Source organism: Novosphingobium fluoreni (genome assembly GCF_014196615.1).
Classification (GTDB): domain Bacteria; phylum Pseudomonadota; class Alphaproteobacteria; order Sphingomonadales; family Sphingomonadaceae; genus Novosphingobium; species Novosphingobium fluoreni.
In genome coordinates this window covers 284,756-299,402 of the sequence record NZ_JACIDY010000003.1, presented here as the reverse complement: position 1 = coordinate 299,402, position 14,647 = coordinate 284,756, and the positions used below count along the sequence as shown (strand labels likewise).

At 66.2% G+C, this 14,647-nt stretch carries 13 protein-coding genes; 2 read left to right on the top strand and 11 right to left on the bottom strand.

The window, feature by feature from the left end; translation table 11 throughout:
* Positions 1–77: 77 nt before the first annotated feature.
* The 7 genes from GGR39_RS17075 to GGR39_RS08605 all read right to left on the bottom strand — a co-directional run bounded on the left by GGR39_RS17075 (position 78) and on the right by GGR39_RS08605 (position 4,104).
* Positions 78–239 (bottom strand): hypothetical protein, encoded by a 162-nt coding sequence (locus GGR39_RS17075; RefSeq protein ID WP_221226024.1) that lies wholly within the window; start codon positions 237–239, stop codon positions 78–80.
* Positions 240–492: 253 nt separating this feature from the next.
* A complete protein-coding gene (locus GGR39_RS08630; protein WP_183616746.1) occupies positions 493–1,260 on the bottom strand; it encodes a lysophospholipid acyltransferase family protein in 768 nt (255 codons plus the stop codon).
* On the bottom strand, positions 1,261–1,692 hold the full coding sequence (locus GGR39_RS08625) for a Fur family transcriptional regulator (protein WP_058736045.1): 432 nt from the start codon (positions 1,690–1,692) through the stop codon (positions 1,261–1,263).
* 88 nt (positions 1,693–1,780) lie between these two features.
* The gene (locus GGR39_RS08620; RefSeq protein WP_183616745.1) at positions 1,781–2,233 is read right to left on the bottom strand and encodes a Ros/MucR family transcriptional regulator; all 453 of its coding nucleotides are present in this window, start codon (positions 2,231–2,233) and stop codon (positions 1,781–1,783) included.
* A 169-nt stretch (positions 2,234–2,402) separates the two neighbouring features.
* Positions 2,403–2,828 carry a GNAT family N-acetyltransferase gene (locus GGR39_RS08615; RefSeq protein ID WP_242867080.1) on the bottom strand — a complete coding sequence of 142 codons (426 nt, stop codon included), beginning with the start codon at positions 2,826–2,828 and terminating at the stop codon, positions 2,403–2,405.
* A 43-nt stretch (positions 2,829–2,871) separates the two neighbouring features.
* Positions 2,872–3,501: a tRNA (adenosine(37)-N6)-threonylcarbamoyltransferase complex dimerization subunit type 1 TsaB gene (gene tsaB, locus GGR39_RS08610; protein WP_183616744.1), complete on the bottom strand. Its 630-nt coding sequence runs from the start codon at positions 3,499–3,501 to the stop codon at positions 2,872–2,874.
* A gap of 15 nt (positions 3,502–3,516) precedes the next feature.
* Positions 3,517–4,104, bottom strand: a complete 588-nt coding sequence (locus GGR39_RS08605) for a NifU family protein (RefSeq protein WP_183616743.1) — start codon at positions 4,102–4,104, stop codon at positions 3,517–3,519.
* A gap of 158 nt (positions 4,105–4,262) precedes the next feature.
* Between GGR39_RS08605 and GGR39_RS08600 the strand changes: the two genes are divergently transcribed.
* Complete coding sequence (locus GGR39_RS08600) at positions 4,263–7,235, top strand: M16 family metallopeptidase (protein ID WP_183616742.1); 2,973 nt, start codon at positions 4,263–4,265, stop codon at positions 7,233–7,235.
* A gap of 26 nt (positions 7,236–7,261) precedes the next feature.
* Here GGR39_RS08600 and GGR39_RS08595 read toward each other — a convergent pair whose 3' ends face one another.
* Positions 7,262–7,468: a hypothetical protein gene (locus GGR39_RS08595; RefSeq protein WP_183616741.1), complete on the bottom strand. Its 207-nt coding sequence runs from the start codon at positions 7,466–7,468 to the stop codon at positions 7,262–7,264.
* Positions 7,469–7,816: 348 nt separating this feature from the next.
* Here GGR39_RS08595 and GGR39_RS08590 point away from each other — a divergent pair, with 348 nt between their 5' ends.
* The gene (locus GGR39_RS08590) at positions 7,817–9,190 is read left to right on the top strand and encodes a class II 3-deoxy-7-phosphoheptulonate synthase (RefSeq protein WP_183616740.1); all 1,374 of its coding nucleotides are present in this window, start codon (positions 7,817–7,819) and stop codon (positions 9,188–9,190) included.
* Positions 9,191–9,839: 649 nt separating this feature from the next.
* On the opposite strand, the gene GGR39_RS08585 is transcribed toward GGR39_RS08590, so the two are convergent.
* The 3 genes from GGR39_RS08585 to GGR39_RS08575 form a co-directional block, all read right to left on the bottom strand.
* Positions 9,840–11,150: a putative bifunctional diguanylate cyclase/phosphodiesterase gene (locus GGR39_RS08585; RefSeq protein WP_183616739.1), complete on the bottom strand. Its 1,311-nt coding sequence runs from the start codon at positions 11,148–11,150 to the stop codon at positions 9,840–9,842.
* A 194-nt stretch (positions 11,151–11,344) separates the two neighbouring features.
* Positions 11,345–12,304, bottom strand: coding sequence for a Csu type fimbrial protein (locus GGR39_RS08580; RefSeq protein ID WP_183616738.1), 960 nt, complete (start codon positions 12,302–12,304; stop codon positions 11,345–11,347).
* Complete coding sequence (locus GGR39_RS08575; RefSeq protein ID WP_183616737.1) at positions 12,301–14,646, bottom strand: fimbria/pilus outer membrane usher protein; 2,346 nt, start codon at positions 14,644–14,646, stop codon at positions 12,301–12,303. The genes GGR39_RS08580 and GGR39_RS08575 overlap by 4 nt, the downstream gene beginning before the upstream one ends.
* Between the last annotated feature and the right edge of the window lies 1 nt (position 14,647).

The following is a 14,647-nucleotide window of genomic DNA, read 5'->3' as shown; positions in this document are numbered from 1 at the left end:
CAAGCCCGGGATGGCGTGAGGAAGCGCGGTCGGGTTTCGCACTTGATCGACTATTGCAAGTACGCCCCTCTTATTCATTAGCGCTGACTGCATTTCAGGTCGATCGTCCCCATCGCCAGCGCCGATGGCGCGCCCCCAAGGGCAGCGATCTCGTCGTCAACGCATCGCTCACGTGGTGTTCGCGCGTCTTTTGGTCGCTGATCCACGACAATGACGATGCGATTATCCGGCAGGATCACCGTTCATGCTTGGGGAGCCTTTCCCGGCGTCGCCGGAACGGCATAGACACGCGTTCCATCAGGCGCAGCGATCGCCCGAACGGAACTTTCGGGGGATTGTGCGGTCAGCGGTGAAGCTGAACTCAACCCAACCCCAAATGCCATGGTTACCGTGAGCAAAGCTGAGCGATCTGCCATGACAACCAATCCCGGTTCAAGAAGCAACTTAACTCTTTTATCTCGCTCAATTTCTACGAAGTAGTGAAGGTGGTTGTCAGCTTTCGGCACCGGTCGACACCGCCTCGATCGCTTCCCGCGCGGCGGCTGCGATGGTTTTGCGGGTGTTTCGTTCCTGGCCCGCCAGCGGGGGCAGCAAATGCACGGTCACCGGCACCGGCTTTGCGCGTGCCATCAGGCGTAGTGCGTTGGCGAGGCCGGTTTCTGCGCCGAACCAGGCGATGTCCGGGGCGTCAGGGCCGTAGTCCAGCCAGACGGGTTGGATCGCCACGGTATCGTCGCCGCCGTCCACTGCTGCCAGCAGCGAGGACTTGAACGGCCGCAGCGTCTGGCCATCGTTGGTGGTGCCTTCAGGGAACAGCGTGAGGACGCCGCTTTCGTGCAGGCCCTGCTGCAATTGCCCGACTTGTTCGCCCACGGTGCCGCGTTCGCTGCGGGCGATGAAGACCGTGCGGTTGAGGCGGCACAGGAAGCGCAGGCCCGCGTTGCCGGCCAGCCCGTCATGCGCGACGAAGGCGGTGCCGGTCGCTCCGGCCAGCGCCAGAATGTCCAGCCAGCTCAGATGGTTGGCGATGAGGAAGCAGGGCGTCGACGCGCGGGTGCCGCGAACGTGCAGCCGCCCGCCGACGATCCGCAGCGTGCCGCGCAGGAATAGCGGCGCCACCCGGTTGCGACCGGGCAGCAGCGCGCGCAGGCCGTAAAGCAGCAGGCACGTAAGCAGCCAGCCCAGCAACGTGGCCAGCCGCAGGCCGATGCGCAGCCGACCCGCCACGCCCACCTGCGCAGGGGCGGCAGGCGCGGTCATTCAGCGATCGCCGCCGTCACGCTCCAGCTTGACCCCGAACAGTTCCATGCGGTGGTCGACCAGGCGGAAGCCCAGCCGCTCGGCGATCTGGCGCTGCAACGATTCCAGTTCGGGATCAACAAATTCGATCACGTTGCCCGTTTCCACGTCGATCATGTGATCGTGGTGCGCCTCGGGCGCGGCTTCGTAGCGGGCGCGGCCGTCGCCAAAGTCATGCCGGTCAAGAATGCCCGCTTCCTCGAACAAGCGCACGGTGCGGTAGACGGTGGCGATCGAGATGCCCGGATCGATCACGGCGGCGCGCTCGTGCAGCTTTTCCACGTCCGGGTGGTCGGTGCTTTCGGACAGGACGCGCGCGATCACGCGGCGTTGCTCGGTAATACGAAGACCGCGCTGGGCGCAGAGAGCTTCAATGTCGATAGGCTGGTGCACGTCGTCTCCAAACGCGATGCGGCGGCGTCATCCCATCTAGGACGACGCCGCCACAATCACAACTCTTTGAAAGGGAAAAGGGTGCCGATCAGGCGGTGACGGGCGCAGCCTTGGGGCGACGGCCACGGCGCGCGTTGGGCTTGCGGCCCAGGCCGATCTTCTTGGCCAGTTCGCGGCGCTTTTCCGCATAGTTGGGGGCGACCATCGGATAGTCCGCCGGCAAGTTCCAGCGCTGGCGATACTCTTCGGGAGTCATGTTATAGTGCGTCATCAAGTGGCGCTTGAGCATCTTGAGCTTCTTGCCGTCTTCCAGGCAGACGATGTATTCAGGCTTCACCGAAGCGCGCACCGAAACGGCGGGCTCAGGCTTTTCTTCCTGCACCGGCTCCACGCCGCCAAGCCCGGCGAGAGCGCCGTAGACATTGGTGATCAGCGAGGGCAGATCGTCCAGCGGAACGTTGTTGTTGCTGACGTGAGCGGCGACGATATCCGAGGTGAGCGTGATCAGCGTCTCGTTCATATCGGTTTGAATATTTTCCATTTCTTTCCTCTTTGGCGACCGCGTCTGCAATGGATACGGGTTATTCAGGCAAGCCTATGCTTGTTACCCAAAGCCTTTATACAATCCGAAACGCATGACAAGATTATTTGGGCAATACGTGCCGTCATGCGGATCAGGCGGTTAGAGGTAATACCGCCTGCGACATATTTCAGGGAATTTCGTAAGCGAATGTGACTGCATCGATCCGCGGGCCGATTTTTGGCCGATAGTATTCTTTTCTTTCGCCAATCACGGTGAAGCCGAACAATCGATAGAGGCTTTCTGCCGGGTTGCCCTTGCGCATTTCTAACAGAAGCCGCTCCGCCCCGCGTGATTTGGCAGCCACAACAAGAGAATCAAGAATAGCGCGGCCGATACCGCGACAGCGATATTCGGGCAACACGCCGAACAGCAGCAGTTCTTCCTCGCGATAGCCGGTGCGGGAAAGGGAAAAGCCCACCGCCTCATCGCCATCTTCGGCGCGTCGGCCCTGGGCGGTGGCGAGGTGGGCGTGGCAATTGCCCAGCAGCAGCGCGTCTTCCACTTGGCGGCGCGACCATGCTTCTCCGTAAGTCGGATCGAACGCGCCGGCCATTACGTGCATCAGGCGATCGATATCGTCGGCGCGATCCACCATGTCAGACCTTTGACGCCGAGACTTTGGCATCGGGCGCGCGGCCATAGATCGGCGTGATATCGCTCCGCAGTTCGAAAGCGGGAAGGGCCGGGAACGCCCGGGCATCGGGCCACAGGTCCAGCGCGTGGCCGGTGCCTGCGGCGCCCACCAGCGCGGCGGCCTGGCTACCGGCGACGAGGCCCCGCGTGTCTGCCACGGCGGCCTCGGGGCGCAGCGAGCGGGTTTCTTCCAAAATGCTGCCATCGTCGGCATAGCGGGCGACGAACCACTCGCCATGTCCGCCGGTCATCGCCACGGATACTGCCTGCGCACCGGCTTGATCGCGCGCCATCGCGGCGACCAGCGCCAGCGTGGGATAGCCGACCACGGGCACGCCCCAGGCCAGCCCCAGCGCCCGCGCCGCTGCCAGACCCACGCGCACGCCGGTAAAGCTGCCGGGACCGAGCGACACGGCAATCAGATCCGCCCGGCCACGCTCGGGCAAGGCGGCGATCATCGGGACGAGGTTTTCCGCGTGCCCCCGGCCCAGCATCCGCCAGTCCCCGGCGAGGCACGCGTCGTCCTGGATCACCGCGACGGAGCAAGCCTCGGTCGCGGTGTCGATTACCAGGGTTCGCGGGCTGGACCCCACAGGATCAGCAGGCGATCAGGCTGCGCGCACTTCGGTGACTTCGGGGACGTAATGCTTCAGCAACCCTTCGATGCCGTGCTTGAGCGTGGCGGAAGAGGAGGGGCAGCCCGAGCACGCGCCCTGCATGGTCAGATAGACCACGCCTTCGCGGAAGCCGCGATAGATGATGTCGCCGCCATCGTTGGCTACGGCGGGACGCACGCGGGTGTCGATCAGGTCCCGGATCTGGGCGACGACATCGGCATGGGCGGGATCGTCCGCCTGGCCATCGAGCAGATCATCCACGTCGCCCGGCACCGAAAAGCCGGTGGCATCTCCGCCGTTGAACAGCGGCGCTTCGGAAATGAAGTGATCCAGCAGCACCGCCACGACCTGTGGCTTGAGCGAGGCCCATTCCACGCCCGGCGCGGCAGTGACGGAAACGAAGTCAGCGCCGAAGAATACGCCGGTCACGTCACCCAGATCGAACAGCATCTGCGCCAACGGAGACGCTTCCGCCGCTTCGGGGGAGGTGAATTCGCGCGTGCCCGCGGTCATCACTTGTCGTCCCGGCAGGAACTTCAGGGTGGAGGGGTTGGGCGTGGCTTCGGTTTCAATGTACATGATGACTGGCGATGTAGGCAAAGCGCGGGGGTGGTCAAGGGCACAGCGGGGCAACGGCGTGTCTTTCCCCATGGCCTGTTCGCCTTACCCGAGGGTGCCGCAAGTAAACTTCGGCTATTCACTGGTCCTTAAGCGCCGCGCTCCCTATACCTTGTGCCATGCACATTTCCTCGCGCGCCGTTCGCTCTTTCGCCTGCCTGCTCCTCCTGTCCACTTCCACGTTGTCTCCGGTCCTGGCGCAGCCCGGCCCGGTGCAGGAGAAGCCGGCGACCGCGAACCCGCCGTCGACCAAGCCGATCCAGGGCACCGTCGCACCCGGCAGCGCCAGCAAGGTGCCGTGGCTCTACAAGGGCAGCGATGTGCCGCCAGACCTTGAGTGGAACTTTGGCGAGCTTTCGAACGGCCTGCGCTATGCCGTGCGCAAGAACGGCGTGCCGCCGGGCCAGGTTTCGATCCGCATTCGCGTGGACGCGGGATCGCTTTATGAAACCGATAGCGAGCGTGGCTATGCCCACCTGCTGGAGCATATGGTGTTCCGCCAGTCCAAGTATCTGGCAGAAGGCACCGCGATCGCCACGTTCCAGCGGCTGGGCGCTTCGTTCGGCACCGACACCAATGCCGAGACCAGCCCGACGCAGACGGTGTTCAAGCTGGACCTGCCCAACGCCACGCCCGTTTCGCTGGACGAGACGTTCAAGCTGCTGTCCGGCATGGTCACCGCGCCCACGCTGAGCGCGGACAACCTGAAGCTCGACGTGCCGATCGTGATGGCCGAAATGCGCGAGCGCGGCGGCGCGGCCAAGCGGGTGCAGGACACCATGCAGGACGTGTTCTACAAAGGGCAGCCGCTGGCGGAGCGTTCGCCGATCGGCACGGTGAAATCGCTGCAGACCGCCACGCAGGATTCGGTGCGTGCATTCTATAAGCGCTGGTACCGCCCGCAGAACGTGGTGGTGATCGTGGCGGGCGATGCCGAGCCCGCGCAGCTGGAAAGCTACGTAAAGAAATGGTTCGCGGACTGGAAGCCGACCGGTCAGGCGGTCCCCGCGCCCAGCTTCGGCGATCCCGTAGCCCCGGCGGATGCGCCCAAGGGGGAGACGCCGATCGGCGATACCAAGGTTCTGGTGGAGCCCGATCTGCCGCCCGCGATCAGCTATGCCACGCTGCGCCCCTGGCGGCAGGTGAACGATACCATCGTCTATAACCAGGGCCTGATGACGGACTCGCTGGCGCAGGCAATCATCAACCGCCGGCTGGAATCCAAGGCGCGGCTGGGCGGCAGCTTCCTGACCGCGCAAGTCAACCAGCAGGACGTGTCGCGCTCCGCCGACGCCACGTTCGTGTCGATCACGCCGCTGGGCGATGACTGGAAAGCCGCCGTGCGCGATGTGCGCGCCGTCATCACCGATGCCATGACCCGTCCGCCGACGCAGGCGGAGATCGATCGCGAACTGGCCGAGCTTGACGTCGCCTTCCAGGTGCCGGTGGAGCAGCGCCGCCTGCTGCCGGGCAGCAAGCTGGCGGACGATCTGGTCAACGCGCTGGATATCCGCGAGACGGTGGCCTCGCCCGAGGCGGTGCTGCGCATCTTCCGGGAATCAAAGCCGCTGTTCACGCCCGCCGCCGTGCAGCAGCACACCCAACAGCTGTTCAGCGGCACGGTGACGCGCGGCCTGTTCATCACTCAGAAGGCGGGCAATGCCACCGACGCCGCCTTGCGCCAGGCGCTGGCCGCGCCGGTCAAGCCGGACGAACAGGTCCGCCAGGCGTCCGGCCCGCCGGTTTCGTTCGACAAGCTGCCGCCGATCGGTCAGCCGGGGCAGATCACCCAGTCGCAAAGCACCGGGCTGCTGGGCATTCAGCAAGTGGTCTTCGCCAATGGCGTGAAGGCGCTGCTTTGGCCGGTTCAGGAAGAGCCGGGCCGCGTCACCGTGAAGGCGCGCTTCGGCGGCGGCTATCGCGAGATGTCTCCCAAGGACGCGCCCTACATCGGGCTGGGCCAGATGGCGCTGGTCAGCTCCGGCCTTGCCACGCTTGGTCAGGACGATCTCGATCGCATCTCCACCGGCCGCAAGATGGGCTTTGACTTCAAGGTGGACGATGCCGCGTTCGAGATGACTGCGGAAACGCGGCCTGCTGATCTTGCGGACCAGCTCTATCTGTTCGCCGCCAAGCTCGACATGCCGCGCTGGGACAAGCAGCCGTTCGAGCGGGCGAAGGCGGCGGCCAAGATTCAGTACGCGCAGTTCGCCACCTCGCCCCAGGGCGTGCTCAACCGCGATCTGCAGTTCTATCAGCGCGGGCAGGATCCGCGCTTTGAAACCGCGACCCCGGCCGAGATCGACAAGACCACGGCCGACGGTTTCCGCAAGGTGTGGGAAAAGGCGCTCGCCAGCGGGCCGGTCGAAGTGCAGATCTATGGTGACTTCGATCCCGCCACCACGCTGGCCGCCTTGCAGCGCACGTTCGGCGCCCTGAAGCCGCGCGATCCCGCGCCGGTGGCCGCCGCAACCGCTGACATCACCGTTCCCAAGCCGTCCACCAGGCCGATCATCCTGGCGCATCACGGCGATCCGGACCAGGCGGCGGCGGTGATCTCCTGGCCGACCAGCGGCGGCTCGATCGGCTTGCCGGAATCGCGCCAACTGGAAATCCTGACGCAGCTTTTCACCAACCGCCTGCTGGACGCGATGCGCGAAAAGCTGGGTGCGTCCTATGCGCCCTACGTCTATTCGACCTGGCCGGTGGACCTGAAGGCGGGCGGCTCTATCACCGCGATCGCGCAGATCGAGCCGGGCAAGGTGCCGGTGTTCTTCCAGACGGCGGATCAGATCGCGCAAGACCTGATCACCAATCCGCCATCGGCTGACGAACTGGCCCGCGTGATCGAACCGCTGCGCCAGCAGATCACCCGCGCGGCGTCCAGCACCCAGTTCTTCATGCAGCAGCTGGAAGGCGCGACCACCGATGCCTCGCGCATCAATTCGCTGCGCACGATCATGACCGATTACACAGAAACCACGCCCGCCAAGATGCAGGCGCTGGCCGCGAAGTATCTGGGCAAGGGTGCGTCGTGGCGGCTTGAGGTCGTGCCGCAGAAGGATGCCGGCAAGCTCGCCAAGGCGCAATAAGCGGGGATCGAGCCCGCCGGCTGGCGTTATTGAAGCCGGTGGGGCTGACCGGCTCTGCGGCCGCCAGATCCGGCGCGGCGACGCTTGGCCGTAGCGCGCCGCGTTTCGAATTCCGCCTTGTAGAGCGATGCCAGCTGGATGTGCAGCTCCGCCGCTTCCGGGGAAGGCGCCGTGCGTGCCAGCCGTCGCTCTTCGCAAAGCTGGGTCGCGCAATAGCGGGTGTCATTGTCCACAGTGATCTCCTTTTGGAGTCGTTGACAAGGCGAAGCATACAGCAATTTGCCGGGGGATGCGATAAACATGGATTATCCCGATCCTTTTTTTCTTTGAGATACAATTACATCGCCAGAAGGTCCCATGCAGCGCCGATCGCTGGTGCTTCGGCCTGCTGGCGTTGCCGTTCACCGCGGGGACGGGAACTTGCCCATCAGCGTGGAGGCATGACTGAAAGCGCATCCCGCACAGCCGTGGGGCTGACGATCGCGCTGATCGGCAACGCCTGTTTTGCATTTCTTACGTTCAGTCGCTATGTCGCGCTCCCTTGATTGCGCCGGGCACAGCCGGCACCGGGAGTATGGTACGTGGCGAGCAATTGGACAGTGGATAGCTGGAAGTCGCACGAGGCGCGGCACCTGCCATCCTATGGCGACGCGGAGAAGCTGAGCGGGGTTGAGGCCACGCTCTCCAGGTTCCCGCCGCTGGTCTTCGCCGGTGAGGCGCGCGAACTGAAGAACGATCTGGCCGAAGTGGCCGCCGGTCGCGGTTTCCTGCTGCAGGGCGGGGATTGCGCCGAAAGCTTCGCCGAGTTTCATCCGGACAATATCCGCGACACGTTCCGCGTGCTGCTGCAGATGGCGGTTGTCTTGACCTTCGCCAGCAAGCAGCCGGTGGTGAAGGTGGGCCGCATGGCGGGCCAGTTCGCCAAGCCGCGCTCGGCCCCGACCGAGACGATCGGCGGCGTCGAGCTGCCGAGCTACCTGGGCGATATCATCAACGGCATCGAGTTCGAGCCGGGCACGCGTGAGAACGATCCCGAGCGGATGGTGCGCGCGTTCACGCAATCGGCCGCGACGCTCAACCTGATCCGCGCGTTTGCCAGCGGTGGCTATGCCAATCTGCGCCAAGTCCACCAGTGGACGATGGAGCACATCGGCCGCAGCCCTTGGGGCCAGCGTTTCAGCGAGATGGCCGATCGCATCAGCGAGGCGCTGGACTTCATGGCGGCGTGCGGGGTCGATCCCAAGACCGTGCCGCAGTTACAGGGCACCAGCTTTTACACCAGCCACGAAGCGCTGCTGCTGCAGTACGAGCAGGCGCTGACCCGGCGCGATTCGCTGACCGGGGATTGGTACGATTGCTCGGCGCACATGCTGTGGATCGGCGATCGCACGCGGTTCGAGAATTCGGCCCATGTCGAATTCCTGCGCGGCGTGGACAACCCGATCGGCATGAAGTGCGGCCCCAGCCTGGAGCCCGACGCGTTGTTGCGCATGCTCGATATCCTGAACCCGTCGCGCGAAGCCGGGCGGATGACGCTGATCACCCGCTTCGGGCATGACAAGGTGGAAGCCGGTCTGCCCAAGCTGCTGCGCGCGGTAAAGGCGGAAGGGCATCCGGTGGTGTGGTCGTGCGATCCGATGCACGGCAATGTCATCAAGTCCGACAGCGGCTTCAAGACTCGCCCGTTCGAGCGTATTCTGGCTGAAGTGCGCGGCTTCTTCGCCGTCCACCGTGCCGAGGGCACGCATGCCGGCGGCATCCATATCGAGATGACCGGCCAGGATGTGACCGAATGCACCGGCGGCGCCATCGCCATCACTGACGATACGCTGGCCGATCGCTATCACACGCATTGCGATCCCCGCCTGAACGGTGCCCAGTCGATCGAACTGGCGTTCATGATGGCGGACATGCTCAACCTGGAAGCGGGCGAGCGGCAGAAGCAGGCGGCCTGACGGTTTCTCAGTCCTTCTCGCTTAGCGCGAGAGGGGCGGGGTTTTCTGTTTAGCGGGACCTGACGGTGCCCATCGCTATTCGCGTCGAGCGGCGTCGAGACGCCCGGCTTCAGCGCTGCCGTGTCTCGACTACGCTCGACACGAACGGAGCGTGGTGGCTTCACTGCCCAGGTGTCTCGAAATTCCGTCTGCCCCGAAAGCTTCGCCACTCCCGCCTGCGTCGGCATGCGAGTTTGAGAGCGAGGGGAGAGGGTCGGCTCCCCCTTGACATTTCGAACCATATCGGTTATATGCTGCATCCGTCGGAGAAATCCGACATGGCGGGTGCGGATGGCGCGTAGCTGGCGTCAGACGTTCTGCACCAGGCGGCCGGTGCTCAAGACGGGCGCCTGCACCGCGATGCAGGACTTCAACCCGCCGGCACTAACGCCGGAGATGGGGCCGACGGGCTTTTGCGAGCTTTTCCCGCCGGTTGTCTTGCACTTCAAAGCCGAGCGTGTGGTCCTGCTTTCGCGTTCCCCCACTCGCCGGTCGCACAATGGAATGCTGAGCCAAGCCTGTCGCGCCAGGCCAGCGCCGGTCGCAACGCCTACCGTTGAACTCTTCCCGGCGTTATCCCGCGCTCGCCAGCGGGCGACGGCGCTTGCCCTTAACCCATCACTCCCAGCGGCGGGCAAGGCCACAGCTGGTCCGCCTCCATCGCCTTGCCGAACAGATAGCCCTGGCCTTCGGTGCAACCGAACGCCCGCAGCACGTCGCGTTGCTCGGTTGTCTCGATGCCTTCGGCCAGGATCGCCATGTCGATGCGCCGCCCCAGGTCCACCAGGGTCGAGACGATGGCCACGCTCTTGCCGTTGGACAGCATCCCGGTGACGAAGCTGCGATCGATCTTCAGCCGATTCACTTCCAGCGTGTTGATCGCGGAGAACGAGGCGAAGCCGGTGCCGAAATCGTCCAGCGCCACGGACACGCCCAGCCGCCGCAAGGCGTGGACCGTGCGCGCCGCGCCTTCCAGATCGTCCAGCGCATGGCGTTCGGGGATCTCGATCTCCAGTGCCTCTGGCGCCAGGCCGTGATCGCCCAGCACCCGCTCCACATCGGCGACGAGTTCCGGTCCCAAGCGCTTGGGCATGATGTTGACGGCAACGCGAAGCCCGGGTTTCTGCCCGTTCCAGGCGGCGGCCTGGATCGCGGCGGTTTCCAGCACCCAGATGTCCACCCGGCGCGCCTGCGGCATGCGCTCCAGCCCCGCCAGGAATTCCGACGGCGGCAGCAAGCCGTGGCGCGGGTGGTTCCAGCGCATCAGCGCTTCGGCCCCGATGACCCGCCCGGTCGCCAGATCGACTTGCGGCTGGTAGTGCAGCTCGAACTGGCCCTTCTGCTCGGCCCGTTCCAGTTCCTGCCGCAGCCGGGAACGCAGGATCGCGCGGGTCTGAAAGTCGGACTGGAAGACCGCGAAGCTCGCCGCGCTCTGGCGCAATTCGATCACGGCCATCTCGGCGCGGGCCAGCAAGGTTTCGTAGCTGGTGCCGTGATCGGGGGCGACAGCCAGCCCGGCGCGGATATCCAGCGGCACCGGGATCCCCGGCCCGGCGCGGATCAGCATTGGTTCCGCGGTGACGAAAGCGGCCAGTTCCTCCGCCCGCGCCAGACCCGGCAAGCGCGGAAAGACGAGCGCCAGCGTCTCCCGCCCCAGCCGCGCCATGCGGGTGCCGGGCGGCAGGCTGGCCTGCAACGAGATCAGCGCTTCCTGCGTGGCATGGCTGTTCCAGTCACTGACCAGGGCGTCCAGCTGCTCGCTCAGGCCGCGCACTTTCAGGAACAGCAGGCCCAGCCGCTCATCGCCGCGCAACCGCGTCAGCGCTTCGTCGACCAGTTCCTCACACTCGCGCGGGCCCAGCCACTCGGCAGCCCCGGCGGTGAACGGCACTGCCGCCGGATCAGCCGGAGACCATCTCATTTCCAAGCCGCCCATCCTCTTTCACCCGCCGCCGCCGCAAACTGCGGCTCTGGCTGTGCGGGACACGAACCGTGCGAACATAACGCCATCCTCATATCCCCGCCTTGGTACCAAGAGGTATCATTTCGGGTTAAGACAATGCTAAGTCCGCACACTAATTCGATGTTAACCATCACGAATTGCCCTCAATAGCGTCAGAACGTCACCACCACACTGACGGTATCGCTGTAAGTGCCGGCCACCGGCGCCGCCTGGGCCGGGTTGATCCGGGCCTTGTAGGTAAACGGCTGGGCGGGGCTGACCGCGCCGGTGCCGGGCGTGGCGGCGGCTTGCGGATTGCTCTCATCCCAGATGGTCGCGCCGTCGCTGCGATAGAGGTTGTACTGCAGCACCCGGCCCGCACCGTCCTTCATGGTGCGCCACGGCCGCGCGCTGGGGGCGGAGCCACTGGTGAACGCCACGTTGAAACTGGTGCCCTTGCTGCAATCGACCAGGACCGACTGCGTCACCTCGGCGAACTGGCTAAGCAAAGAAGCCGAACCGAATGCAACGGGCGGAGCGGAAATCTGGCAGTCCTTGCCCACGTTTATCGTCACCGGGATCGTGGAAGTGCCGGTGCCGGATTCGCTGAGGATGCAGGCGTTGCTCAGGTTCACCGCGTGGCAGATCGTCCAGGTCCACTGCACGGTCAGGGTATCGGTGTAGGTCCCGGCGGCCACGTTCGCATTGCCGTTCACTGTCAGGTAGATGCGCGGGGTGAACGACCCGCCGGTCAGGATCGTCAGCAGCGAGAGCATGGTGGGATCGAAGTAGTTGATCGTGCCGTACTGCGCGAAGCTGTAGGTGCCGTTGGGATCGGCGCTGACCGCGTAGGGAATGCGGTCGGCCCCGGCGGCCAGCTTCCAGCCGTTGGCGCTGGTGATCGTTGCCCTGGCGGAGCTGGTGCCGCCCAGCGTGATGACCGAGCCGGAGCAGGAGAAGCCCGCGCTGGTGGAGACTTGCGCAACCCCGTTCGCCTGCACCGTGTACGAGCTGCTGTCGGCGAAGCTGGCGCTGCTGTTGGCGGTCTGGCAGGCGGCGCGAGCGGGCGCGGGGGCGAGGAGCAGGGCGGCCCAGCCGATCAGGGCCAGTGTCAGGACAAGGCGGCGGCTCATCGGCACGGCACTTCGCCCAGGTCCGCCATCGCCGGGCGCGTGGTCGGCGCGGCGATCCGGGCGGTGCAGGTGCCGCCGCCGCGCTGGCGCACCGTGACGGCCAGGGCCTCTCCCGAGATGTCCGAGAGGAACAGCATGCCGTCCCAGCCCACAGGCAGGCTCCGGCCATTGGGCAGGGTGGCAGTGCTGCCCGGCGCGATCGGCTGGCCTTGCGCATCCACCAGCCGCGCGGTGCCGCCCCGCGTTCGGCGCACCGCCATGCGAAGCACGGCGCCCGCGCCTTCGGCCACGGCCACGCGCGTCTCCACTCGGCTGGCGACGTATCCTGCGTCCAGCGAGATCGGGTCTATCGCGATCCGGCTGGGATGCCACGCCGTAACGTCGCGCACGAACAGGCGGCCCTTGGCATCGGTGCGGCCCATGATCTGGTTCTCATACGTCACCGGCACGCCCGCGGCCTCTCCGGTATCGACGACGAGGAACGAGGACGGCGCTTCGTTCGCGGCGAACAGACCCCCGTCCATTGCCAGCACCGCGCCGCTGACCCCGCCGCCTACTGCGCTGCGCCCGGCGGCGAGGGCGGCGGTGGCCTCCCACTGTGAAGTCTGGCTGCGATAGAGGCCCGTCGCCTGCGCATAGGCGCTGCCGCGCTGGTCCACCGCCAGCGCGCCCGATCCGCCCCAGCCGCCGTCGGTCGGCACCGCCAGGTCCACGCTAGCGTCCGCCCGAAGCGCGCCGCCCGCCTGCGCGCTCAAGCCGCCGCTCACGCTGGCGCGGCCCAACGGCACCACCAGGCGGACTTGCCCGCTGGCGGCATGGCGGCGCACGTCATAGTCGGCGTTGGCGAACGCGAAGATCCGCTCCGAAACCGGCAAGGACCACGAGGCGGAGAGCAACCGCACCCGGCTTCCTTCACGGGCACGGGCATCGATGAAGCTGAAGCCCAGGCTGCCCCAGCGGCCCGCCTGCACGCCCAGCACCACCCGGCTGCTGCTGGATGCGCGCAATGGGACACGGTTGAAGGCGGCAAGGTCAAAAGTGCCGAGGTCGCGGAACGCGCCGCTCACCCGGCGGTGCTCTGCGGCGAACGTAAAGCGGCGGCCGGAATAGTCATAGCCCAGCGTCAGCGCCGTGCCGCTGCCCGCATCGCTCTGGCTGGCCGAGAGGGCGAGGTGGGCGGTGCCCCACAATCCGGGAGCCCAGTCCGCACCCACCCCGCCCAGCGCCAGCCCTTTTGCCCCTTCGCCATGGCCGGACACGGTAAGCTGTCGGTTCAAACCGTGACGCACAACGAAGCTGGCGGCGGCGGGGCCATAGCCGAAACTGCGCAAGCCATAGCCGCGCCGTAGCAGCCCGGCCTCGGCGGAAAAGTCGGTCAGCCCCGCGCGCAGCAGCGTGGCCGAAACGTAGAACGGGATCGTCGTGGCCACTTGGCGGCCCACCGCATCGGTGGTGACGAGCGTGGCTTGCCCGGCGCCGTTCACCACCGGCACGCCGTCCAGCACGAAGCGGCCCGGCTGCACCGTGCTGCTGCTCTGGCGATACCCGTCGATGAAGACGTCGACGGCGCTGGGCACGGCGGCCTCCCCGGCGAAGCGCGGCAGCGGCGTGGTGACAAGATCCGGCCGGGCGGCGAAGCTGCGGCCCACTTGCACGCCGCCCAGCCGCACCGAGCCGGACCACGGCAGTGCCGCCGTCACCACGTCCCCCACGGTCACCGCCATCGCGCTGTCCTGATCGACATGGCGAAAGCGCGTGTCGTAGCGCAAGTAGCCGGAGCGGGGCGCGTCGCCCGCCAGCCGAACTCGCAGAACGCCGGTGTTGGAGAGCGCGCCGAAGCTGCCGAACAGCCGCTGCTCGGTGAACAAGCTGGCGATCGCGGTATCGCCCGATCGCTGGACGTAGAGGTTATAGTTCAGGGCCGCCCCGGTGCTGGCGGTGGCGCGCACTCGCTCACGCGGCGGTGGGGCGATGGTCTGGCCGGGCAGCATATCCAGCGGCACCGTCAGCGACAGGCGCTGGAGCAGGGGATCATAACGCGTGACGATATCGGTACGGGCGGACACGTCGATCAGCGCGGCATCATCCGCCGTGGTCCCCAGCGTCAGCCCCGCTGCGGCCAGGTCGCTGGCAGCGATGCGGATATGTGCGCCTTGCACTTGCGCAGGCACCAGCCCTTCGCCTTCGCGGCCGTTCACCACCAGTTGCACGTAGACTTGCGCCGCCGGCTCCGTGGCAAGGTCGGGCGGTGGCAGGTCACGCGCTTGTGCGGCCGGGGCGGAAAGCATCGCGATTGCCAGCGTGACGGGCAGGGCGCGCGGTAGGGGCCGGGCAGATGGCACG